Source organism: Cytobacillus sp. SAFR-174, from assembly GCF_051964675.1.
In the GTDB taxonomy this organism is placed as follows: Bacteria; Bacillota; Bacilli; order Bacillales; family Cytobacillaceae; genus Cytobacillus.
Map to the genome: position 1 here is coordinate 154456 of NZ_JBQCMZ010000004.1, position 24037 is coordinate 178492.

20 protein-coding genes are annotated in these 24037 nt (G+C 42.9%); 1 reads left to right on the plus strand and 19 read right to left on the minus strand.

What is annotated here, in order from left to right:
* Positions 1 to 397: 397 nt before the first annotated feature.
* From ACTHRG_RS06065 to ACTHRG_RS06105, 9 genes are all read right to left on the minus strand, one after another.
* Entirely contained in the window at positions 398 to 895 is a 498-nt protein-coding gene (locus ACTHRG_RS06065; protein WP_076257693.1) for a GNAT family N-acetyltransferase, read from the minus strand.
* A gap of 25 nt (positions 896 to 920) precedes the next feature.
* Positions 921 to 2135, minus strand: coding sequence for a benzoate/H(+) symporter BenE family transporter (locus ACTHRG_RS06070; protein ID WP_076257694.1), 1215 nt, complete (start codon positions 2133 to 2135; stop codon positions 921 to 923).
* Positions 2136 to 2222: 87 nt separating this feature from the next.
* Positions 2223 to 3482 carry an MFS transporter gene (locus ACTHRG_RS06075; RefSeq protein ID WP_076257695.1) on the minus strand — a complete coding sequence of 420 codons (1260 nt, stop codon included), beginning with the start codon at positions 3480 to 3482 and terminating at the stop codon, positions 2223 to 2225.
* A 64-nt stretch (positions 3483 to 3546) separates the two neighbouring features.
* Entirely contained in the window at positions 3547 to 4146 is a 600-nt protein-coding gene (locus ACTHRG_RS06080; protein WP_076257696.1) for a TetR/AcrR family transcriptional regulator, read from the minus strand.
* A 145-nt stretch (positions 4147 to 4291) separates the two neighbouring features.
* Positions 4292 to 5290, minus strand: coding sequence for a DUF3231 family protein (locus ACTHRG_RS06085; protein WP_076257697.1), 999 nt, complete (start codon positions 5288 to 5290; stop codon positions 4292 to 4294).
* A gap of 82 nt (positions 5291 to 5372) precedes the next feature.
* Entirely contained in the window at positions 5373 to 6158 is a 786-nt protein-coding gene (locus ACTHRG_RS06090) for an STAS domain-containing protein (protein WP_076257698.1), read from the minus strand.
* Entirely contained in the window at positions 6145 to 6789 is a 645-nt protein-coding gene (locus ACTHRG_RS06095; protein WP_076257699.1) for a cobalamin B12-binding domain-containing protein, read from the minus strand. Before ACTHRG_RS06095 ends, ACTHRG_RS06090 begins: the two co-directional genes overlap by 14 nt.
* Position 6790: 1 nt before the next feature.
* Positions 6791 to 7156 carry a hypothetical protein gene (locus ACTHRG_RS06100; RefSeq protein WP_076257700.1) on the minus strand — a complete coding sequence of 122 codons (366 nt, stop codon included), beginning with the start codon at positions 7154 to 7156 and terminating at the stop codon, positions 6791 to 6793.
* Entirely contained in the window at positions 7153 to 7458 is a 306-nt protein-coding gene (locus tag ACTHRG_RS06105) for an antibiotic biosynthesis monooxygenase family protein (protein WP_076257701.1), read from the minus strand. The genes ACTHRG_RS06100 and ACTHRG_RS06105 overlap by 4 nt, the downstream gene beginning before the upstream one ends.
* Before the next feature lie 419 nt (positions 7459 to 7877).
* Between ACTHRG_RS06105 and ACTHRG_RS06110 the strand changes: the two genes are divergently transcribed.
* Entirely contained in the window at positions 7878 to 10937 is a 3060-nt protein-coding gene (locus tag ACTHRG_RS06110) for an efflux RND transporter permease subunit (protein WP_076257702.1), read from the plus strand.
* Between the two features lie 421 nt (positions 10938 to 11358).
* On the opposite strand, the gene ACTHRG_RS06115 is transcribed toward ACTHRG_RS06110, so the two are convergent.
* The 10 genes from ACTHRG_RS06115 to ACTHRG_RS06160 all read right to left on the minus strand — a co-directional run bounded on the left by ACTHRG_RS06115 (position 11359) and on the right by ACTHRG_RS06160 (position 23999).
* Positions 11359 to 11907 carry a CBO0543 family protein gene (locus tag ACTHRG_RS06115; RefSeq protein ID WP_076257805.1) on the minus strand — a complete coding sequence of 183 codons (549 nt, stop codon included), beginning with the start codon at positions 11905 to 11907 and terminating at the stop codon, positions 11359 to 11361.
* A 214-nt stretch (positions 11908 to 12121) separates the two neighbouring features.
* Complete coding sequence (locus ACTHRG_RS06120; RefSeq protein WP_076257704.1) at positions 12122 to 12883, minus strand: MerR family transcriptional regulator; 762 nt, start codon at positions 12881 to 12883, stop codon at positions 12122 to 12124.
* Positions 12884 to 13464: 581 nt separating this feature from the next.
* Positions 13465 to 14811 carry a lanthionine synthetase C family protein gene (locus ACTHRG_RS06125; RefSeq protein ID WP_076257705.1) on the minus strand — a complete coding sequence of 449 codons (1347 nt, stop codon included), beginning with the start codon at positions 14809 to 14811 and terminating at the stop codon, positions 13465 to 13467.
* A 15-nt stretch (positions 14812 to 14826) separates the two neighbouring features.
* A complete protein-coding gene (locus ACTHRG_RS06130) occupies positions 14827 to 16674 on the minus strand; it encodes an ABC transporter ATP-binding protein (RefSeq protein ID WP_076257706.1) in 1848 nt (615 codons plus the stop codon).
* Entirely contained in the window at positions 16662 to 19901 is a 3240-nt protein-coding gene (locus tag ACTHRG_RS06135) for a lantibiotic dehydratase (RefSeq protein ID WP_076257707.1), read from the minus strand. Before ACTHRG_RS06135 ends, ACTHRG_RS06130 begins: the two co-directional genes overlap by 13 nt.
* Positions 19902 to 19917: 16 nt before the next feature.
* A complete protein-coding gene (locus ACTHRG_RS06140; RefSeq protein ID WP_440230850.1) occupies positions 19918 to 20535 on the minus strand; it encodes a winged helix-turn-helix domain-containing protein in 618 nt (205 codons plus the stop codon).
* A 63-nt stretch (positions 20536 to 20598) separates the two neighbouring features.
* Entirely contained in the window at positions 20599 to 21345 is a 747-nt protein-coding gene (locus tag ACTHRG_RS06145; protein ID WP_076257709.1) for an ABC transporter permease, read from the minus strand.
* Positions 21342 to 22253, minus strand: a complete 912-nt coding sequence (locus ACTHRG_RS06150; RefSeq protein WP_076257710.1) for an ATP-binding cassette domain-containing protein — start codon at positions 22251 to 22253, stop codon at positions 21342 to 21344. Before ACTHRG_RS06150 ends, ACTHRG_RS06145 begins: the two co-directional genes overlap by 4 nt.
* Before the next feature lie 115 nt (positions 22254 to 22368).
* Positions 22369 to 23295: a sensor histidine kinase gene (locus ACTHRG_RS06155; protein WP_083675319.1), complete on the minus strand. Its 927-nt coding sequence runs from the start codon at positions 23293 to 23295 to the stop codon at positions 22369 to 22371.
* Positions 23292 to 23999: a response regulator transcription factor gene (locus ACTHRG_RS06160; protein WP_076257711.1), complete on the minus strand. Its 708-nt coding sequence runs from the start codon at positions 23997 to 23999 to the stop codon at positions 23292 to 23294. Before ACTHRG_RS06160 ends, ACTHRG_RS06155 begins: the two co-directional genes overlap by 4 nt.
* Positions 24000 to 24037 lie beyond the last annotated feature (38 nt).

Below are 24037 nucleotides of genomic sequence, written 5' to 3' on the forward strand. Positions count from 1 at the left end.
ACACGTTTTGAATTCAATTAAAATTCTGATTTTTCTTTTTGTTTAGTAGATTTGGTTGCTAGATTCCTTGTGAATAAAGGGGTTTCTGAATTAAAAATAGGAAAATTTACCTTGTGGAGTTGTTGAAGGGTTAGGTTGGGCGGCGGGCTCGCGCTTTCTTGTTTAAAGCCTGGCGGGGTTCGGACTCTGGGTGCCGGATTTTGGCATTCTAAGTCTGAAGTTGGGCCGGGTTCGGACTCTGAGTGCCGTATTTCGGCTTTCTCTGTCTGAAGTTGGGCCAGGTTCGGACTCAAACTCCCAGAAATCTTCTATCATTGTCAGAAGTGCCACCTGGGTTAAGACTGCTCCCTATAAAAAAAAGGCCCATCCCCTTGTAAAAAAGAAAATGGCCTATCTGTTATAGCAGCTTACCCATATAGTATTCGTCCACAAATTCTCCGTTTATCATAAGCGAATGTTTTTTGGTGCCTTCAATCTGGAATCCCGCCTTTTTATAGAGGGCGACACCGGCCTGATTGCGGATAACTGTTGTAAGCTCCAGCTTGTGGATATGGTGTTCACGCGCCCAGCGGTCCAGTTCTTCAAACAGTTTGGTGCCGATGCCCCGGCCTCTGTGTTCCCTGAGAATGCCTGCAACCAGATAGGCTGAGTGACGGTTTCTCTTTGCTGCACCGCCGATGGCCATTACGAAGCCTATCAATCTGTTATTCTGTTCCGCGATGATGATGGTCGAATGGTCTACTTTTTGGATGGCTTCAATTCTCTTAAGCTGTGCCTCTGCTGATGTCTGCCTTTCACCTGGCTCAAATAGCATGTAGTCTGATTCGTTTTCTACTTTGGTGATTAGATGTGCGAGGGACTGAGCGTCTGCTGTGGTTATATGGCGAATGATCATATTAGTTCTCCTTATTATTTATCTATTAAACCCCGTCTCTCTCCACTGTCCCCGCCAATACCGCCCCAGCAACAAGTCCCCAAACAGGAGCGCTTATATGAAGAAAGCTCACGCCTGATAAGGTGACGATGAAGGCTGCCAAGGCACTTAGCCTGTACCGGTTTCCGGAAAAGCCCGTTTGCAGGCTGGAATGGAGGACGCCAATCAGGGCGAACCCGGCGAGCAGTGAGACAAATGCCTGCGGAAGCGACTGGATAAAGGGCACGATTTTCCAGGCGAATATCCCAAAGACAATTGTAATTGCCCCTGACACCACTGCTCCCATATACCTTTTATCCCTAGGCCCTGAATCCGGTCCGGCACAGATGGCGCTCATCATGCCGGCGATATTGGCACACTGTCCGCCAAAAAAGCTGGTGATTACGGAGAAGACGCCGCTTGATGAGACAATTTTCCGAATAGGGGGCTTGAAATCCCCGCTTTCCAAAGCCCCGATTCCTGGTGCTGCATCATTGCTCAGAATCAGCATCGCGAGCGGGAGGGCAATGGTTACGAGCCCCATCCAGCTGAATTCAGGCATCTGAACAGACGGGAGAAAATACGCTATCTCTTTGGCCGGATGGACATCGGCTGTCAAAAACAATGCGGCAAAGGCAGCCGCAACGGCTGCGAGCACAGGAGGGAACTTTTTCACATATCTCGTAAAAAGCAGAAAACTGACTAACGCCGCTCCTCCGACAACAGGCATTTCCTGTATGGCAGGCACGAGCTTCACGACATACCCGGCAACGAGTCCGCCAAGCATGGAGGCGATAACCTCTTTCGGCACCCAGCCAATGATTTTTGTAAACAGACCTGAAATGCCTACCAGAAAAATCAGCAGCCCGGAAATGACATATCCCCCAATTAGTTCAGGGTACGAATATTGCGCAGTCACCGTCGCCAAAAATGCTGCACCTGTAATCGAATGCCCCCCAGTAATCGGAATACGATATAGAAGCGGCATGAGGATGCTGTAGACACCTCCGAAAAAATAAACTGCAAACATCCAGTTAATCGTCTGCTGATCCGTGAATCGCCCTGCTGACGCCGCCTGCAGGATAATCAGGGCAGGCCCGGTCATAACCAGCGTGCTTGCAATGATTCCAGATGAAATGTTTTCCGCATTTAAATCCCTTATGAAGGAACCCTTTTGTTCCGCCTGACTGTATCCGTTATGCCTCTCCTTCGGCAAACCCATTTTTCCTGCCCCCGACTTCTGAGTATTTTACTTACTATCATGATTTTAAACAGGTAAATTGTCAAACTATTTCGCCTATGAAAACATTTATTCAGCCGATGTATTTTCACCCGGTAACTTTAGTATTCTCCTGTCGTCTCCAGTTTTGGTTAATTGATAGAATAAAAGTATGCTAACTATCCCCATGGATCCAATTAACGTGGTCATAACCATCGGAGACAGCCAGTTGCTTACAATCATAAAAATCCCAGCTGCACTAACTCCGAGTATCATAGCTATTGTGTATAAAGCCATATAAGAGCTGCGTGCATGGTCTGGTACACTGCTCGCCAGCAAAGTCTGCTGAACAGGGATATACAGCATTTCACCAATGGATGCTATGAACATAGCTAAAATCAACACAAGCGGGGATGTGCTAAAACTTACAACTGTATATCCCACAAAAAATAACAGGAGGCCAGCCAGGAAAACAAAGCGGTCATTATATTTTTTCATAACCGCAGAAATCATCATGGTAAAGCAAACAATAAGTATTGTATTTTCCGTTTTCAATATACCAAGCATATTGACACCGTCCACTTTCAAGGGAAGAAAAGCTGCAAGCTGAACAGGTTCACTTATTTTATTAGCAAGGTGAACACCTATGTAATTGGTTAATTGCTCCTCCACCGAAACAATAAGGAGACTTGCGATTAAGAAAACAGTAAAGAATCGGTGCGCCAATATGTTTCTGTATGCTTTTATTATGCTTGAGGATCTGCTGTTAGACTGGTTGGCTTTTGCGGGAATATATGTTTCTTGAATAAAGAAGGCAGTGATGAGGAATGAACATAATATCGACATGGCGGCACCTAACAGCAGGTAAAAGAGATAATCAAAGAATAGGAAAGCGCCAGCCATGCTGCCCACGGCAATACCCGTATTGCGAACCCAATAAGAGTATGTATGTATGGTCTTTCTCTCTTCCGGCAAGCTGACATCTATAATTAACGCCTGATATACAGGACTGGCCGCACCGCTGCTGAATTGGATAAAAACAAAGGCGAAAAACATAAGATAAGGGTGTGAGTGTACAAAAGCAGCACCAGTAAACCCCATAAACATAATAAATTCAGATAAAAGGATGATCTTTTTGCGTCCCAGCCGGTCTGATGCGAATCCTCCCAAGATAGAACCCCCGACATGGGCAATCATGACTCCCAGGAATAAAAATCCCGTGATTAAATTCCCTGTCTTGCCGGAAAGATAAATAATCAAATACGGCAATACAGACATCGTTGAAACGGATGAAAGGAAAATCAAAAACAGTCGAATTCGAATGGTTAAGTTAAAGGTTTTTAACTTCATATTAACATCGCCTCCATTAATGATTGATTAATCAATCATTATTATTATAAAAAAGAGAACCTACTTAGCTTATAGGCCCGAATAAATTTATGGCGGAAGATGCATAGCTCTCCCACACGTTACTATATCTTTCGTCTGTCGAGTTTAACCGGATTCCGATGAGAAGACTGGTATAAAGAGTTGCTGCAGTCAATGGATCCTGGTCAACCAGTACTCCTTTCTGCTGGCCATTTTTTACCAGCTTGCTGACCTTCTCTCTAAATTCATCATGAAATGCGTCCAGCTTTGCAAAAATGGCCGGATACCGCTGATGCTGTCCGACAACCTGAACAACTAAAGCCAGATAATTATTAATTCCAGCGAACAATCTTATATGGCCGCGAATCATCTTTTCCAGCTCCAGCATTGGATCTTCAGCTTCATGGTTAAAATCAAACACTTGAACAGACAATTCATGCAGCGGCTCTGCTACTGCTGTATAAAATAGCTCCTCTTTATCTTTGAAATAAGTAAAAACACTTCCGAAGCTAATGTTTGCAGCCTGAGATATTTTTTTTATCGTTGTCCCTTCATACCCCTCTGTTGCAAACAGGTATGTCGCTGTTTCTAGAATGGCTTCTCTTCTTTTTTTCATATTTGTTAATTGCTGTTCTGAAAGCGGCATTTTTAAAACTCCCTATCTACGAGTGATTAATCAATCATTAATAGCTATTATACTGGAAAATTTTTAAATTTATCAAGTCAAAAAAAGAAATACCCTCACAAGGATATTTCTCTTTTTCGACAAATTTCGGGTGATGCCTGTCACCCTATATGAGATTTCGGCGTTCTTCCATTTGCGGAGGTTCTTCCATCCAGCCGTTTTGGATCATGATTTTGGCGCCGCGGTGGGCGTATTCGAAGATGTCTTTTGTAAAGACGGCTGCTTTGGCCGGAATGTCGTTTCTTAAGCTGAAGGCTGTTCCGATGGCATTTTTTCCGATTGAAAAGCTGCAGAACAGGCTGATGCAGTACATCATGAGCTTATCTGAGAACGGGGCAGCAGTAGAACGGGTAGCTTGGCCGCCTGGACCCACCGGGGTTTGTATACCATCTTCCAGCAGCATTTCAGAGAATTCTTTAATAATCCCTTTTGCCAGTTCCACGCCTTCTGAAAAATAGTTCCTTACTTCTTTTGTCTGTGCGCATTGGGCAAAGCCTGTAATCATCTGCATGCCTGTCACATTTGCTTCAATTGTATAATACAGCTGGCTCAGCTCAACCGTATTGATCGTCCGTTTTCTTCCAAGTAAGTTTGTACCCTTTAAATAATTTGTGTCCTTTACAAATTCAACTTTTTCAGGCATGGTCACAAAAGGCGCACGGATCAGCAGACCTTTTCCCAGTAAGTATTGAGTGCATTTTTTGGAATACTCCTGGGTCATGGCGGTAAGGTCTCTATACAGTAAGATAATATCTTCCCGGTAAGACATGCTTAAGTGCAGAGTATGCAGCCCCATGCTGATCGATTTCATGAGACGCACAAACATGATATCAAACCCGTTAGCGAACAGGGCCGGAGCATCCGGCACGACATCCTGTTCGGTAAACCCCACCGGTATGGCCGCCCCTTCTTCTTTCAATATATGAGTGATCTTCTGAATAAAAGGATTTATATCTTCCTTTAAATCGGACATGATTTTTTTCGCTTCTTCGTCATTTGAATTTTCAAGAAAGTATTCAAGCATTCTTAAGAGCATGGTTTTCTGCTGATAAGTCATCCAGAGTGTGGCCAGTTCATTTGATGTAATCGGCGGTCTTTCAGGCATGAATGTTCCCCCATCATTTAAGTTATTACTATCCTCCCTTCAGTTACAAAAATCATGCATTTTTCGCAAAAAAAAAGACCCCCTAAGAGGCCCCCAGCTCGTTCCGATTAAAATAGATATTTAAAACCTGCTTCAGAGATTGGTCGATCTGTACCCATTCATCCAGCTTGTAGTTATTAAGCACTTCCGCCAGGTTTGGCTTTATGCCAATCAATTTGATGATGCTGCCTGTCATGAAGTTCAATGTTTTAATCAGCTGGGTGAATTTCTCGATGCCTTTCCCTTCAATTTCCCCAACAGCTGTCAGATCAAAAAGAATTTCGTCATATTCGCCTGCAAAAACAGCCTTGAGGCAGCTTTCGGAAATAATGTTAATTTTAGCTGAAGTTATATCGCCAAATAAAGGGATCAGGCAAAGTGTTTCAGACAGCGGGATAAACGGCCCGGACAATTGATTCAGGCGGGTCAGCACCTGCTCAAGCTCTTCTTTTTTCTCCAAAAGTTCAAAGTCGGTGGAGGTGAGGCGCTGCTGCAGCTGCATCAGTTTATCCATCAGTCCTTCGTTTGAGCTGTCTTTGGGCAGAAACAGCATATTGGCATGATCCTCGCTGTCCCATTGGATATGAACCTCAAATAAACAGAGAGGCATTTCCCTGGTTTTCATATTCAGTTCCAGCTTCACAGGATCCACACCGGGCTCCCAGCTGTACTGAATGAGCTTTTCAATGCTTTCTTCATCGATGATTCCTTTTAGGTGCCCCCCGCTCAGGTCAAAGCTTTCCCGTGCGATAGTGGAGTAGCTTACTATTTTTCCGTTTCTGTCAGCTTTTAAAAACGCAAGCGGAAGCGCATGATTAAAATATTGCATTTTGCTGTCCTCCCGCTTCATAATTTTGGAGCCATTTCTGTGTGTCCTGCAAATCCTTTAGGATAACTGTACGATCGGTACAATACGGAAGCAGGTCATACTTCCCTGCTAATCGCCCGCCAAGGATAACAGCCGGCTTATGCGGCAGCTTGGCAAATGCCTCGGCATATTCCTTCAGCTTCGGCAGGTGATAGACGATAGTGACTGACAGCCCGATTACGCTTGGCTTCCAGTCTTTTGCCGTTTTAAGCGCATATTCCAAAGGCAGGCTTGGACCAAAATACTTCGTCTCCCAGCCACTCTCTTCAAAAAGACTGTTCACCATCTTCAGGCCGATATAGTGCTGTTCCCCATCCAGACAGAGAAACATGGCTTTTTGGCTTGATTGTCTTTTTTCACTTTGGTAAGCGAGTTTAGACAGCACAAAATCACATGTAGCTGTTGCCAGATGCTCATCTGCCACTGTGATTTGATTCGTCTCCCATAGGTGGCCAATGTGCTGCATCGCAGGTGTAATCAGATTTTGATAAACCTCGATACGCGTTAGATGCGGGTATTTTCGGATATTTTCCCAAACCTCCCCGGAATTACCCTCAAGTAATAAAGAAGCAAGTGTTTCTGCCTGCTGCATCCTACGCGCCCCCTTTCGCTGGTTCACCTTTCAAAACAGCGATGGCTTCTGCCAGGTAAAGATGGAATCGTTCTGCCTTCTCCGCAGACTCTTTTTCTTCAGCCAGCACAGCCTGAATGATTTCGAAGTTGTCGATCAAATGCCGGGTTTTCATCCCATGCCTGGTTAATATGCCATTAAGCCAGACTGCATAATCATTGAAAAAAGAGGACTGATCCAGCTCATAAGCTGTCTCCAGATGCTTCATATGATGATGATTATCTTCCCGGCACTTCTCTTTTCCCTGTTCGCCGAACCGTTCCAGAAGGGAAGGATCACGCTCATAAATTTTATCGGTTACACTATTGACGATCTTCTCATGATTCACTTAGCCACCACCTTGTATTGCGCTACTTTTGGAATCACAGCAGCCAGTTCCTGATCCGGATATTTCTTTTCTAAATCATGGATCTTTTTAAAATCCTCGCTCCGGACCCAGTTTAAATAGTTTTCTTTTGTATCAAAAATGAGCTGCACAGTCAGTTCGCCGGCGCGTTTATCATTCTGCAGAAGCAGAAAATCGACAAACCCCTCTGCCTGGTCGACCGACCGCGAGCGATTTTTATATATGCGAATGACTTCTTCCGATTTTTCATCGGGAACGTCGAATGTTGAAAAAACAGTGTACATGAACTCTCCTCCAATTTTGGGAGTTTTATGGCTTCTTCAGTATAACATACAGTTTGGGATTGTCATTTTGAGAGGGTTATGGGCTGGGGGCGGGGATATGGCTGATGTTAATTTACATTTTCGCCATCTGCTTTTGCCGCTCCCCTCCGCTCTCAATTTTTTCTTCCTTAAGCTTCTTCTCAGCCTTAAGTCCGATAGCAAGATATGTCTCTGGCTCGTTATGCCTTCTCTTGATCCCGGTTAAGATAGTATCTGTAAGAATTGTTAAGTTTTTCCTGCAAATAAGATCGCAAATTGGCGAAATAGGTCGGACGAATTATTGGAAAATTTAAGTAAAAGTAGTTATTAATACCTATTAACCTCTGTATAATTAGATCTTGGGTGCAAATTTTCACTATTAGGGAGTAAGGAGAATGTTAATGAAATTCTTAAAATTGATTGTGCAGAGAAAGATTTTGGTTGCCCTGATGACGGTATTAATTCTCGCCATCGGCAGCTATTCCATTATGGACTTGGATAAAGAGCTGATGCCGCCTGTGACGATGGATGGCGCCTATGTAGAGGTCAGCGCCGGGGAGATGGCAGCGGCTGAAGTGGAGCGATCGATCACCATTCCCCTGGAGCAGCAGATCAGGGGGATTGACGGAGTCGAGTCGGTAGACTCTACAACTGCGATCGGACGCAGCTCACTTCAAGTTACGTTCGATGAAGGCCTTGGCGATGAGCTGTTTAATGAAGTAGAGGCAGCTGCCAACGCAGCAAAGGCCGACAATGCCGCGATTACAGATGTTACAGCAGGTCAGTACGGTACCACTCAAAGCTATGAATTTTATATGGATGTATCCGGCGGCAGCATGGAAGAGATGACCGCTTTTGCTGCTAAAGTTCTGAAGCCGCGCCTGGAAGCATTGCCGGAAGTCCGGGATGTATCGCTTGCAGGGGTTCAGGAGCACGAGGTACTTATTGAATTGGACCGCAGCAAGTTGGCTGAAAAAGGACTGGATTCAGCAGCTGTGATCGGTGCTATTCAGCAGGTTAACAGCGAAGCCACACTGGGAGAACTCAGCAGCGATGCCAGCTCTCCTTCCCTTCGCTGGAATACGAAGCTGGAAAATGCCGCAGATGTACAGAATATCACAATCCCCTCACAAAATGGATTTATTGATTTGAAAGATGTGGCAGATGTTACATTTCAGCCGGTTGAAAGCTCATCCTTTGTATGGAAAAACGGCACGAAAGATTTCATTTTTGTCCAGATCGGACGCGCAGCAGATTCCACACAAATTGAAATGGCAGCCGCGGTCCGTGATGAGGTGAAGAACATTCGCAAAGACGGTCTGGTAAAAGGCTTTGAACTGAATGAAATGGTGGCACAGGCAGATTATGTACAGGAATCGATTGATGGCGTGACCGGCAACATTTTAATCGGCGGCGTCATTGCCATTGCCATTCTGCTGATCTTTTTAAGGAATGTAAGGGCCACCTTTATCATCGGCCTGTCGATTCCGACTTCCATCCTGCTGACATTTACAGCGATGTGGGTTTTTGATTACAGCTTTAATATACTTACTCTGATTGGCCTTGGTTTGGGGATCGGAATGATGGTGGATTCCTCGATTGTCATTATAGAATCCATCTATAGAAAGAAGGAACAGGGCCTTGGCAAGCTTGAGTCCGTGCTGGAAGGAACCAAAGAAGTATCCTCAGCTGTCATTTCTTCGATGCTCACCACAATTGTGGTATTCCTGCCAATCGGCCTGATTGGCGGCGATGTGGGCACATTCATGATCATGCTGTCTGCTGTGGTAGCCATTACGCTCATCAGTTCGGTTATTGTCTCGTTTACATTAATTCCTTCACTTTCGGAAAAAATGCTCAAGCTCCGCAAGCCAAAGAAAGAGCACAAAGAAGGACCGATAATGCGTATGTATAGCCGTCTTGTAGCCTGGGCCATCCGGAAAAAACGCTACAGCTTTGCGGTCATTGCGATTTTCTTCCTGATGTTTGCCGGTTCCTTAACGCTTGTGACGAAAATTCCGATGACGATCATGCCGGACATGTTCAACCGCTACACAGAGCTGATGGTTAACCTGGAAACAGGGCTTTCTCCTGATGAAAAAGAAGACATCGCTCAAGGAATCAACCAGAAACTGCAATCCATTGAAGATGTTGAGTCCAATTATGTCATGGACGAGGGCGGCATGTTCTATACGATCATCAATATGACAAAGGGCGATGACATTACAAGAGAACAGAAAGATGTCAATGAAGAGATTATGAAGGAACTTCGCAGCCTGTCCGATACTCTTCCGGTGAAAAATGTCCAGAGTGCGATGTCAGCTGGCGGCGGCTCTCCGGTTCAGGTAAATATCAAGGGAGAAGATTTTGCAGATTTGCAGAACCTTGCCGGGGATTTTACAGAGGATCTGGAAAAAATTGACGGCATCGTTGGTGTGACCAACTCAATGGAACGCACATCAAAGGAGCAGGTTGTTGTTTTAAAAGAAGAAGCAATTGAAAAAGCAGGCTTAACCCAGCTGCAAATCAGGCAGTTTATCGAGCAGGCGTTCATGGAAATGCCTGTCGGAGTAATGAGCATAAATGAAGAAAATGTGCCGCTTGCTTTAAAGTGGGCTGAGAAAACAGATTCCAAATCATCTCTGCTGGACTTAAAAATCCCTACTGCCGAGGGAGAGAAAGCATTATCTTCCTTTATTGAATTAAAAAGTATCGATACACCGAATGAAATTTCCCATAATGACGGGGAGCGCTTCATCTCCATTTCGGCAGATATTGAAGGCAAAGATCTTGGGGCTGTGAATCGCGAAGTTCAAAAGCTGATTAATGATTTCGAAGCTCCTCCCGGCTATAGTGCTGCAGCTGCCGGGGATCTTGAGCAGCAGCAGGAATTAATTATGGATATGGTGTTTGTTTTAGCGATTGCCATTTTCCTTGTCTATCTGGTGATGGCTGTCCAGTTCAACCACCTTGGACATCCGCTGATCGTTATGTCTGTCATTCCGATGACCATCGTCGGCGTCATTCTTGGATTGTTCCTGACACAAATGGAGCTGAGCGTGATGTCTGGAATGGGTATTGTTATGCTGATTGGGATCGTGCTTAATAACGCCATCCTGCTGATCGACCGTACGAATCAGCTCCGCAAGGAAGGATACTCTGTTGAAGATGCACTTATTGAAGCAGGTAAAAACCGCATCCGTCCGATTTTCATGACTACTCTCACTACAGTTGGCGGAATGCTTCCCCTTGCTTTGGCTTCGGGAACTTCCGGAAATTACCAGGCACCGATGGCAACCGTCATTATTTCCGGACTGCTGTTTGCAACCTTTATTACGCTTCTTCTGATCCCAGCGGTTTACCGCTTGTTCACCGCGTCCAGCCTCCGTTTTGGCTGGATGAAGAAAAAACACAAAAAGAATGGCCGTGATGTGAAAGTAATTCCAGAGACCGTTAATTAATTTGTCCCGCCCCCTCAAAAAAAGAGGGGGCTTTTGCGGATATTTCAAGCACTATGGACAAGGGCTCTTTCCTTTTTCTTTTCCCTTCATATATTAGCAGGAGAAAGGAGTGAATCCCATGTGCCAATATTGTGTGGAAGAAGAATTTTATTACAAGAAGAAAGTCTGCTGCAAGAAGAAGGACAAACCTGAACACCATGGCTGTAAAAAATGCACGAGCGATTTTAAGCCTATTTGTCCGTGTAAACAGTGTTCCGGGGAACATAAGAGCTGTTCCTGCAGAAAATGTTCACCGGAATTTCATCATTGCCCTTGCAAAAAATGCACATTTGAAAGGCATTACTGCAACTGTAAAAAATGTTTCCATAAATATGACTATTAATCCAGTAAAAACAGCGGCCAGCATTGCTGACCGCTTGCTTTATTTTTTGACTGCGCTCTTCAATGCCAGCATTAAAAGGCGAATACTCAGAAAAAAGAGGATAAAGCCAATTAACGAATAAGTATGCTTCCAATGTATGAGCACAAACATATCTAATAAGCTAAATAACGGTTCAATGATATAAGCAAACACAATCCCCAGGCCCGCTGCTGCAGCCGCATAGCTTTTCCATGTGCTGAAGTACTGGTAAATCAGCATCCCTGACACCGGAATGACCACAAAATCAGCTGGCACTAATGGGGGAATAAAATGAAACAGCTTATCCGGATATCCCCACAAGAGAAAACTCACTCCCACAACATCCAGGAAACAGGCGAAGATTGCACAGATTAAGCCGAAAGCCAAAATTTCAAAGAATCGGCCCTTATCCACCAGCCTCCACCAAATAAAAAAAGGCAAAATGCTCGCAGCCAGCAGCAGCCACCAATTAAAGCTGAACAAATCCTCATGTACCCAATGTTCAAGAGAAATATCTCTTAATTTCTCCCTAAGGGTTTGCTCATCTTTATAGGAAGGAATGCGGCTCATCTTATCACCTGCCATTTTGTGTTGGTATCTTGTTACTCATTTTCCCCTTCGGAAGGAGTTACATACAGTAAGCAGATGGTTTTAGTGAAATTTTGACGGATAGCCCAAACTTAATTGTGACTGCGCAATTATCCACTATAACGGCTCAATTCTCCTATGCATCGGCTTATTCAGCCATAAAAAAGCGGCCAGGCAGAGCCAGCCGCTTTCATACCTATTGCTGTCCAGTATAAATCTTGATTGCATCCCTTAAAAACTCAGCGGCACCCGGCTGAGTTTTATCATAATAAGCTTTAAACCTTTCATCTGCCACATACATTTCCGCCAGCCCGGCGTGGGCCTCTTTGCTGTATTCGCTCCAATAGAAAGTGATCCATTGCTTATGCAGGCCTGCTGCTTTTTGAGCAAGCTCGCCTGCCGGATTGCCTGTTTCCATGGCCTGGGCTAAGGTGCTGTTCACCTCTTCGGCCAGTTTCGTTACAGCCTCATGCTCCTCTTGGGTCATGTTCATGAGTTTGGCATTCGACTTCTCTACTGTCTCCTCACCATATTTCTCGCGGATTTCTTTTCCGTATTGCTTCTCGTTATCTTCAATCATTTTCTTTTTAAATCCTTCAAACTTTTCTTTATTTGACATGGTTGTTCTCCCTTCTGCTGACGCAATCGTTTTTTCTACATTCGTAATAAGCAGATCAAGCTGCTTTCTTTTCTCAAGGAGTTTCTCGCGGTGCTCCTTCAGTGCATCTGCAGCGTCGAAAGCTGGCGCTGTGATGATTTCCTTAATCTGATCGAGACTGACACCCAATTCTCTGTAAAACAGAATCTGCTGCAGTCTGTCAACTTCCTGCTGGCCATAAATGCGATATCCCGACGAATTGGTTCTTGCCGGCTTAAGAATCCCAATTTCATCATAATACCTGAGAGTCCTCGAGCTGACCCCGGCCAGCTGCGCGAGCTTCTGCACTGTGTATTCCATGCGGGTTCCTCCTTTCTAGAAAAGCGGAAGCGCCTTGCCCACGAAGGAGCGCAGACTAAGAACGCCACGTCCTGTGGCAACGTCTGCATGGCCCGCATCCTCCCAAAAGCTGTCGCTTTTGGTCGTGCGATGTTTATGCTGACGAAGCCTTCCTTGTCCTGCGGCCCTCAGGCATAAGACGGTTCCTGTAAGAAGGCGTTTTTCCTTCTGAAAGGAAACGGCTTATGACCCCGAGTCCCTAGGAGCCGAAACAAGACAAACCGAAATGTGGAGGCGACTGCTCAGGGACAACAAGCATAAGACGAGCCCTGCAAGAAGGTGTTCTTTCCTTCTGGAAGGGATTGGCTAGTCTTTCGTCCCTAGGAGCCGCAACAAGCCAAGCTTGTGACCTCGAGGGGGTAGGCACTGGAGCTAGACATTGAAAATCTATAGAAAGTACTTTCTGTTTAATACGATACACCTTTACGCAGCGTGAAGGTCAAATGGTTTTTTGCTATTTATTCTACATTTTTTCAGCCGGCAAAAAAAGGCCGACACTGCGCTTTAGTGCAATGTCAGCCTTTCTGCAAATTCGGCTGTACTCAGTTATTAATCATAAAGGCCAAATCCCAGCTGGACACCGGTTTTTGGTATATGGAAATAAGTGTCAGCATAATACCTGCCACCCCCTCCAGCATTCCCATATTGACAATTTTCTTCTCGGCATTGTCACTAAAATTGTGATCATAAAAGCCTAATGGGGCATCCTGGTCATACATATCCACGATCATGCTCAGGAGTTTGTCCCGTTCTATTCTTAATGTTTCGTTCCCGCTGTCCTGATACATAAGATGGGTTAGTCTTAAAAGTCCAGAAAATCCATGACAGAAGGTAGGGGAGTAGATATTCCATTTCTTCATCGTTCTAGAAAATGTAGCAAGAAAGGCATCTAAAGCAATCTCTTTCAGATCATCCCGATGAAGCCCTTCACCTGCCAGCCATAATGCCCTTGCCGCACCTGGAGACCCATAGCACCAGGCATCCCTATGATAGTCTTCCGGTTTTGAATGATCTTTATTAACCTCTTCTTCCCAGCTGATGATGGATGGAAACATGACGCCATATTCATCGTACCGGGTGTGTGAGCGGAGCCAGTCACTGATTTTATGCATTGCATCTCTTTGCCCCGGGATCTGGATTCCTTCTTTCAGACAGATTGCCATGGCAGCCAGGATACCCGCAATCCCGTGGGACATGCCACAGTTAAATTTCGCATTTCGGCCGGACTCTGAAGATGAAGGATCTGCTGAGATGCACCAACCTGGAACCATTATCCCCATTACTTCTTTATCTTCACTAAGCAACACTAAATAAGCAAGAATTTTAACAAGGGCTGTTTTCGCCCATTCTTCCTCTTTAAATATTAATAAGATTCCTATCGTGCTGCACCATCCCTCGATCACATCATAATCTGACATTTCAAGGTCTGTTTTGGCCATCGTTTTTTCTAGTTCAGATGGGTACATTTCACAGAAGAAATCGATTAATTGATTAATGAATCCTTTATACCTGGTACCCCCTTTGGAAAGTGCATGAATTCCCAGGAGGATACCGGCCAGGCCGCTCCACATGGAGAGGGAATGGATCCCATGTTTTTCAATTTCCTCTTTAATCCCAAGCACGTATTCATGCCCAGCCAAATCCCAGCCGGAGCTTTTCCTGAACTCATCCATTTCGGCCATAGCCACACACATTGCCGGATATCCATGTGAGAGACTAAGAGGTTCCCATGGGTAATGCTTTACACCATTATGCAGAATAAAGTTTTCTTTATCCTGAATAGCTTCGCTTACGGTTTTCGGATCTTTTAATTTCATAGCCAATTCAACGGCTATATCTTCAGCTCTTTTTCTTAACTGTTCTCCTGTTATCCCTTTCGTCTGTACCATACTAATATCCCTCCCTTATACGCCCTGCAGCTGCACTTCATCTCTCACCAGTGCATTTACTTGTGTATCGTACAAATCTTTATAGAGGCCATTTAAACTGATCAATTCTTCGTGTGAGCCCATTTCAATGATCTCGCCGTTGTCAAAGACAATAATTTTGTCAGCAAATTTCACTGAGGAAAAACGGTGAGAAATGAATAATCCGATTTTGTCTTTCACTAAATCCTGAAATCTGGAAAATATATCAGCCTCGGCTTCCGGATCTAAAAAGGAACTTGGTTCGTCAAGAATATAAACGTCAGCTTCCCGCATGAATGCTCTGGCAATGGCAATTCGCTGCCACTGTCCTCCCGAAAGCTGCTGGCCGTCTTCGAACCATCTCCCAAGCTGGCTGTCTATTCCCTTATTCAATTTATTTATAAGCGGCAGCACACCCGATCTCTCAGCTGCATTAAGAATGCTTTCATCATCCTTTATCTTTTGAAGATTTCCGAATCCTATATTGTTTCTTGCAGACATTTCATAGTGGACAAAATCCTGGAACACGGCTCCTATCCTTTGGCGAATGGCTGATTTGCTATAATTGCTGACATCTTGATTATTGATCAGAACCTCACCTTCATAAGAGCTGTATAACTGGGTTAGAACCTTTACCATTGTTGATTTACCTGAACCATTCTTTCCCACAACCGCAACCGTTTCTCCTTTTTTCAGAGAGAAATTGACATCCTTTAATGCTAAATTGGAAGTATTGGGATACACAAACGAGACATTTCTGAATTCTAAACTTTGGATCTCTCCCAGCTCTTCCGCATTCGAATCGTCTTCTTCTTTCACTACTTCCAGATCTAAAAATGCAAACAGCTGTTTCATATATAAGCTATTTTGGCATAATGACAAGACACCCTGAACAACCCCTTGAGAGTTTCCCTGCGTCATGGTTACTGCCTGAATCATCCCTACCAGATTTCCAATCATGATCTCTTGATTAAAAGCAGCAAAAGCAATCATGAAAATAATAATGGCAGAGACCAGTTCATTTAAAAATTGAAAACGGATGGACATGAACGAACGTTTCTTGGCAATTTCTTTGTCTTCTTCAAAAAACCCCGAGAAAATCCGTTTATACTGGTCAATCAGATAAGAGCCCAGCTTAAACAATTTTACTTCTTTAAAGCTATTGTCTTTGGTCAGCAAAAAAGACAAATACCAGGATTCTCTTGTTTTCGGGGCTCTTCTGAAATGAATATCAAACTCTTCCTGCCCTAATTTCAAAAAGGAAATAAAGGAAACGAGCGGAAAGACAATTAATAAACAGGCTACCCACCATTTCCAGATGATCAGGATGGCAGCAACAGAAAAAAGAGTTACTGCCTGGCTGATTAAGGACAGGATCTGGGAAAATATCTGATACGGACGGTAAGATGCCTCCGACTGGGCCCGCTTTAATTTGTCCTGTACATCGGCATTTTCAAATGATTCCAAAGGAAGGTCATTTGATTTACTCATGATCGTTTCATTTAAGCGATAACCTATGAGACTTTCATAAAGCCTTTCAACATATCCTCTCAGGACAGACACCAATTCATTTAGAATAGTGGCACCCGCCAGCAGGCCAAAACTGAAAAAGACATCTGAAAAGGCACCGCTATTCTGTGAACTGACAATACTATTAATAAATTCCTGTGTCGCGATGATTACAAAGGCAGGAATAAGTCCCTGAAGCAGGGAGCAGCCAATAATGAGAATAAAATAGAATTTATTGATCTCCCAGAGAAGCTTGAATAGCCTGGGCCAGTAAGAGAAGGAACTTAAAATACTTTTAAAGCTGAAATTAGAAGAATAGTATTTTAACTCATCCATTGTTTCTGCTTCTCCTTCTGGTACCTTAAATGGTATAAAGTATGCCTCGCGAGTGTAATGATTTTCGTTTCCCGCGTGCGGTCAACTCCAATCAGGCGGTTGATGTGCATATGAATGACGCTTCCGATCAGATCGTCTATATGATTGGCGATGAGTCCTTGCCGGTTCGCAACATTTACTTTATCAGCATAAATACTTAACGCTTCTTTTCTTATATTCATTAAAGAATAGAGTGTTTGCCCTTTTTCATCCTTCTGCAAATTGGCCCAATTGTCATCGGTATTGCCATAACGCAGCAGTTCAGATTTCATCTGTTTAAATTCCTCTTTGTATTCCTTGTAATTCACACTATCATTGAGCCAGTTCAGCTGTTCCCTGAAGCTGAGCGAGAATCCCTCGAGGATATCAATCACACTTAGTGCACCAAATAATTCTTCGCTTATGTCAATACGTTCAAATCTTCTAAGCCCCAAATATCGCGCTACGGCCTCACTGTCTTTAGAGAAGAATGTTTCAGCACTGCTGATAAGGTCAGAACCTCCATATCTTTCAATCTCGGGATCATAGGTATCAATGACCATCCGATTCAAAAGCCCCTCTTTTTTCATCGTATTGGCCCATTGATAGATCGAAGGGATTCCCTTTGCCACTAACAGATCCGGGTCCCCTTTCAGCCGAATTCGGATATGCGGGACTTCATCTATATAACGTATAAAGAATGCCTGATCAGCCCATCCATTCTCTTTAGATTCTTCAGCCAATTTGCAGAATCCATTATATAGAAACTCCTCGACACGCTGATTCATGCCATACAGCTTGATATAAAGCCATTCGCTCCCCGGAAATTTAAGCCGTTGATCATCCGGGATAAATTCTTTCTTCAACTGCATTTTATTTTTATTCAGCTTGTTCTCGCTGGTTACGTGGTTACTTTTAATGAGAGGGAAAACAAATTCAGCAAAGAATGAATCCCCATTTTTATTTTTTACCAATAGATTGGCCGGATCTTTCATTCCAGTTTCAGTGATCCTGATCGTCTGTCCCTTACTAAGCCGTTTAAAATCATATTCCAGTAATTCCAGATGAAAGCTGTTTTCCAAGTCTAATAGAACTCGATTATCGGAGCGGGTCTGATAAACATAACGGGGAATCTCCCTCTCCTTCCTCCACTTTTTAAAATAATCCATAAACTCTTTCCCGCTGATACTTTGATCTAAATCCAATGTGAGCGGGTCCACTTTCCACTCGGCAGGCGACAGAAGAATATTTTTATATCTAATACCCGGCAGGGCATATGAATGTTCAAGTTCTCCCCAATCAAATGGCATCCAGTGTCTGACACCTTCTAAAGCAACTTCCCTTAGAAATCTGCATACATTTGGTGCGTTGGAATAATCGAGCATATGGCATGTGACAGGGATGATTCTTTTATTCAGTCTTTTAGACTTTAGATAAAAGGATTCCAGATTGCATCCTACAACAATATCCTCTAGCGGTATCTGCTTTTCAGCCGGCTTGGATGAGTTTGTTCCCACTGCGATTTCATATTCTCTGGTATTCTTGGAAACCATCAGATTGGCTGCTCTTCCAGCAGGCGGCAGATAGACTAATTCTGCAAAAATTGAATCCTCGTATAGTGATTGCTCTGTTTTGCTCGTGTCTGCCAGTTTAGTTTCGATCGATTCATCCAATATATCGATAAATCTTCCAAACGTCTTGCCGGCAGCGGCTGAACCAGGGTTACCTCCGATAATCATTTCAAAATGGCCATCATCAATGTCCGATTCATGATTGGCTACTATTTGGAAATAGAGCTCCATGGAGATCGGCGCCTGGGATGCCGGGTCAAATTGTTCCATTTGCTCCTTGCCCGATAGCCTTTCAATATCCTGATCCGTTAGTTTAATTTCCATGCTTCCATCTTTAATTGCCTTTGTCATGAGTTCGAGTAAAACCTTGGTCCGGTATGGTGTGAATTTATCTCTTGTCTTTTTCATAGACCTGGAAGAAGGCGGAAATTCATAGGTAGCAGGATAACCAAGGCCCATATCTTCATCCAACAGGGTCAAAAGCGGTACTTCCTGATAGGTTCCATAACGCTCTACAAAGTCTTCCCTGTAACGGTCAATGTGCTCAAATCCGCTGTGCGGAGGAGATAGCTTCCAGAGAGTCTCTGCAGCCAGTTCGACCGTGTCCTTCACGTTTTCACTTAGGGTTAATGCACGGGTGTTCATGGCTAAATCAACTTGAATTAAGTTTTCTGCATCTGTCACTTTTTTCATGGAGTTTTTTAAGTCAGTGAATATTTCCTCTCCCTGCCCCACTGAGGTGAGGTTATATTCATTGAACAGGGCCTCTGCATTCTTCAGATCACTTAGAATGGGGTGATGTATTTGATTCTTGATGATTTTATTAATCAGATTACTTAAAGGGTTTACATCCATAAGAGAAGGTCGTATCTCGCTGATCAGGAATTCCTGTTTCAGCAGCTCTTTTATAAATTGGGTAATGGTATCAGTATCTGCCTGAGGATAACGTTCTTTAATGGTATGGACAAGAACGGAAAAAGCAATCGGTTTATCAGCCAGCCTGAATACGTCCTCAACCACTTGAGTGAAGCGAATCGTTGGCTGTTTATTATAATTGTCCCCATCTTTGAATAACTGTCCAAAGCCAGTATGAAAAAGGAGCTTTACCCGCGTTCCATTAAAGTAGAGTGAATGATTGCGCATAACCTGGAGGCGTAAGAGGACCTCATCCTCTTCTTCCAGAATGCTGATTGCCTTTAAAAGCCATTCCATATCAGGCCTGGCCCTCTTCTTAAACTGTCTGTTATCCGGGATGACTAAATCTGTTTTGTCTCCAATCCTGCCAGCTTCTACACCAGAGCATAAACCAAACGGTGTTGGGCGAGTGGACATCCTGATCAGATATTTCAGGGCTGACTTGATCAGCTGATTCTTCTTTGGCGAATCACTGAACTTCTCCAGCTTTATTAGAGAATGGTAGAGGCTCGGACTGGAAACATAGATGGCTTCCCTGATTTCCCGATTCTTCATTAATTGAAAGAGCTGTTCTTCCGCTTGTTCGCCCTCAAGGCTGCTCATCTCTGAGTAGACCTGAAAGGGCATAAGAGGAGATCTGAGCATGAAATAATCCAGTAAGGAGTACAGCGGCTCTTCCTTATTATTGTTCTTTTTTATTTTATTTCTTTCTTTCACGATCATTGCTTCTCACTCCTTTTTAGTCTGTCATTTCCACTTCAACTTGTCTTTCCAGGCACAGAAAGTAACCTTGACCCCTTCTGGTTTTAATGATCTTAGGTTTATTGGGGTTTGCCTCTATCTTCTCGCGCAATTTGTGAATATAGACATATAAATTATCCGTGCCTACTGTTTCATCAAAGCCCCACACTAGATCAATCAGCTTTTCCGAGCTGCATATTTTTCCTGAATGTTCAATGAGCGTTTTTAATATTCGGAATTCCAGCGAAGAAAGGACAATTACCCTGCCTTCCTTTATTAAAACCCGATCCTCTGTATCAAGCACGGTATCCTCAGTGAGCTTTACCAGCACATGATCCTTCTTTGCCTCGGAAGGCTTACTTTTTTCATGGATGTTCCGCAGAGTAATCGTTTCCAGCAAGTTTTTATAATTCTTATTAAAGCTTGTCACAATAATTGAAATCCCATTATAAATTGTGACTCGCTTGAAAAAGCCAATAATATCCTTCTCAAGCATGCTCTCATCGATGACAATGGCAAAACATTGTTTAAGTAAACCAAAGGAAATGTCTCTCCAGTTTCGCAAGTGGAGAACTTGAAAATCAGCTATTTCACCTATAAGACCATGCTTCTCCAATGTATCTTTACAATTTGAAATAATCAGAATATTTATGGCTCACTCCTCCTTCGCAGAAAAGTTTTATTTATTGGCAACGTCATTATTCTTATATAAATGAAGGGCGTAAATTATGGCCAATACACTAACAACCGTGATGGATGCTATTCCAGAAAAAATGTTTTTCAGCTTATAATTTGTCAGATCCGTGACTACCAGGCTGAAAAAATAGGGATTTAACAGCTGCCAGTCTCCTAAAGATGAGAAAAGCATTGCAATAGATGTTGTACAGCCTATTACAGCTGTAAGGATTCCTGCAACGATATTTCTAAAAGCAATGCTGGCCAGTATTGTGATGCATACAAGCCCACACTGAGTAAAAGCTATTTTCAAACTGCCCAGAATCTCTGACTTTATGAAATTCTGTGGCGGCGGGATATCAGCAAAGATAAGACATATGATCAGATTTACACAAAAAATCAGCAAACAAGAAGTCAGGATAAACAAGAAAATAATGAACACTTTACCTGTAAAAAAAGATGCTCTTGAATGCGGATAGGTAAAATGGGCTTCTGCAGTGCCTTCACGGTATTCCCTTGAGAAAATAAAACTTGCAATGCCTGCATAGAAAATCGGCGCTATGATAACCGCCAGCAGGAAATTCACAAAAACCAAAGATGTGTTCCAATTAAAGGCTGAGTCTTCCAATAATCCGGATAGCATGACATAAATAAGATTAAAAACAATGGGTATGAGAATAACGCCCAATATCATCCATTGAACAATTGTCCTTCGCAATTTCAGCAGCTCAGTCTGCAGGATCGTGATCATGAAAGATCCTCCTCCTTCGTGATGGATAAAAAGTAGTTTTCGAGGGAATCGCGGGCATTAACCATTTCATATACCTCCACAAAACCATCAACCATTCTTGCATTTAACTCAGCTGCCTGAACACTGTTATAGATCTTGATTAGACCCTTATTACATATGACATAGTCTGAGATTTTCAACTCATTCTCCAGGATGAACGAAGCTTTATTCACATTATTTACCGAGATTTGCAAGTATCTTTTTTTCTTTTCCTGCAAGGCTTCATAATTGAGTTCTTCAATTAATCTTCCCCTATGTATAATTCCGAGAACATTGGACAAATGATCGATCTCAGATAAAATATGACTTGATAGCAAAATAGCAACCTCATAGTCGTTAGCCAGTTTCAGCAGGGTTTGTCTCAGGTCTTTCATGACCTGTGGATCCAGGCCATTGGTCGGTTCATCCAGAATAAGAAACTCCGGATAATGCAGCATTGACCTTGCAATCCCAAGTCTTTGCTTCATCCCGACTGAAAAGTCTTCCACCTTCTTGTCTTTGTATTGCATGAGGTTTAACTTCCTCAGCATTTCCTCGGTGCGTTTTTTTGAAGTGACTCCCATTAGCCGCCTGTGTATTTCCAGGTTTTCTTCTGCAGTCAGGTTATGATAAAAGTTGGAGTGGCCAATAAAAGAACCGATTTTCTCAAAGATGGATTGGTTTTTAGCCGGATTTTTTCCAAATAGTTCAACCTTGCCCTTTGTTGGCTTGATTAAGTGCAGGATCATTTTCAGGGTAGTAGTCTTGCCGGCTCCATTTTTCCCGATTAAACCGTATATTTCCCCCTTTTTGATTGTCATATCTATATTTTGCACCACTTGTTTATTCTGATAGATTTTTGTCAGACCAAATGTCCTTAATACATCCATTCTCGCCCTCCTCTCATTTATGGCATTTATTCACCAAATAAGGTAAATATTAACTAACAATTAAAATATTACTATACTTTTTTTAAGTATTCCTAAACAATTTCTTACATTTTCCTTACATCTGCTCTTCGGCTATTAAAGAAAAGGAGAAACACGTTCTATCGTAAGGCTTGCTTGTAACATGGATTTGTCCATTTTGTTTTTCTACTAATTTCTTTGTAATGGATAGACCAAGCCCATTCCCGGCAATGGTGCGGGATTTCTCGGCTTGAAACAGCCGATTGAATACATGAGGTAAATCTTTTTCCATTATCCCCTCACCTTTATCCCAGATCTCAATCCAGCAGAGCTTATCAGCTTGCTCGATATTCACTCCTATTACTTTACCTTCCGCTCCATATTTAACAGCATTTTGGATCAGGTTATTTAAGATTCTCTCAACAGAGCCTCTGTCACATCTTACATATAATGGTTCATCTGGCAAATCAATTTCCGGAGTTAGGCCTCTTCTTTCAAACTCGACAAAAAAGGCCACAAATACATCCATGATGATTTCCACAATATTTTCTCTTTGAAGCTTTATATCAATTTCTCCGGCTTCAAGCTGAGCAAGTTCAAAAAATGATTCAGTGATCGCCGTTAACTTCTGGGCCTTCTGATAGACCACTTCCAGATACTTCAGCCTCTCTTCTTCAGTCATTCTGCTGTTTTCCCGGTAAATAACCTCCATATATCCTAATATGGAGGTTAGAGGGGTGCGAATATCATGCGAGATATTGGTAATCATTTTCTTTCTTTCTAATTCAAGAAAATTAGTTTTCTCTCTGTTGTGATGATATTTTTCCATAAAACGATTAATCGAATCGATCAGACTTATTAATGGTGAGCTGGAATAGTGAATCCGTAAATGAGTCACAGAGTTATTTGAAATAGATTCATCCAAATCTCCTTTTATTTTTTTGAATTGTTTATTGAGGGAAATCCTATCATACAGGAGTCCCAGCACAATAATGGTTAACAGAATAATCATCGTCCTCATCATTTTCGTTCACCTGCAAACCGGTAGCCGATTCCCCAGACAGTCTGTATATATTCTGGTGCAGATGGGTCTGTTTCAATTTTATTTCGCAGGCGATTTATATGAACCATTACTGTATTATCATCGGTATGGAAATCCTCTTTCCAGATGTGTGAAAAGATTTGTGATTTGCTGAATACTTTTGCCGGATGGGTAAGAAGAAGCTCCAGAATGGCAAACTCCTTAGCTGTTAACATGATTTTATTATTTTTAATTTTGACTTCATATGTATCACGGTTTAATTCCAGATCATTAAATTTCAATAACTTCTGCGAATCTTCTTTTTTTGTTTCATTAAGATAGAGGTAGCGTCTAAGCTGAGCTTTCACTCTGGCAAGAAATTCTCCAATAAAAAAAGGCTTAGAAATATAATCATCAGCTCCAAGCCCTAAACCCAGCACTTTATCCTGTTCTCCCCCTTTGGCGCTTAAGATCATCACGGGTGTATTTTTATGTTGTCTGACGTGCTGAAGAACTTCCAATCCATCCATCTGCGGGAGCATAATATCCAAGATAATCAAATCATAATGAAAACTGTTTATAAAATCCAGCGCCTCTTTTCCATTATCGACCAGCTGTGTATCATACCCTTCATTTTGCAGTGTTCTTTGAATTAGATGGCTGATTTCTTTGTCATCTTCGGCAACTAAGATCTTCGAAAGGCTCATGTGTATCACCTCTAGTGATTATTTAGATACACTTTGAT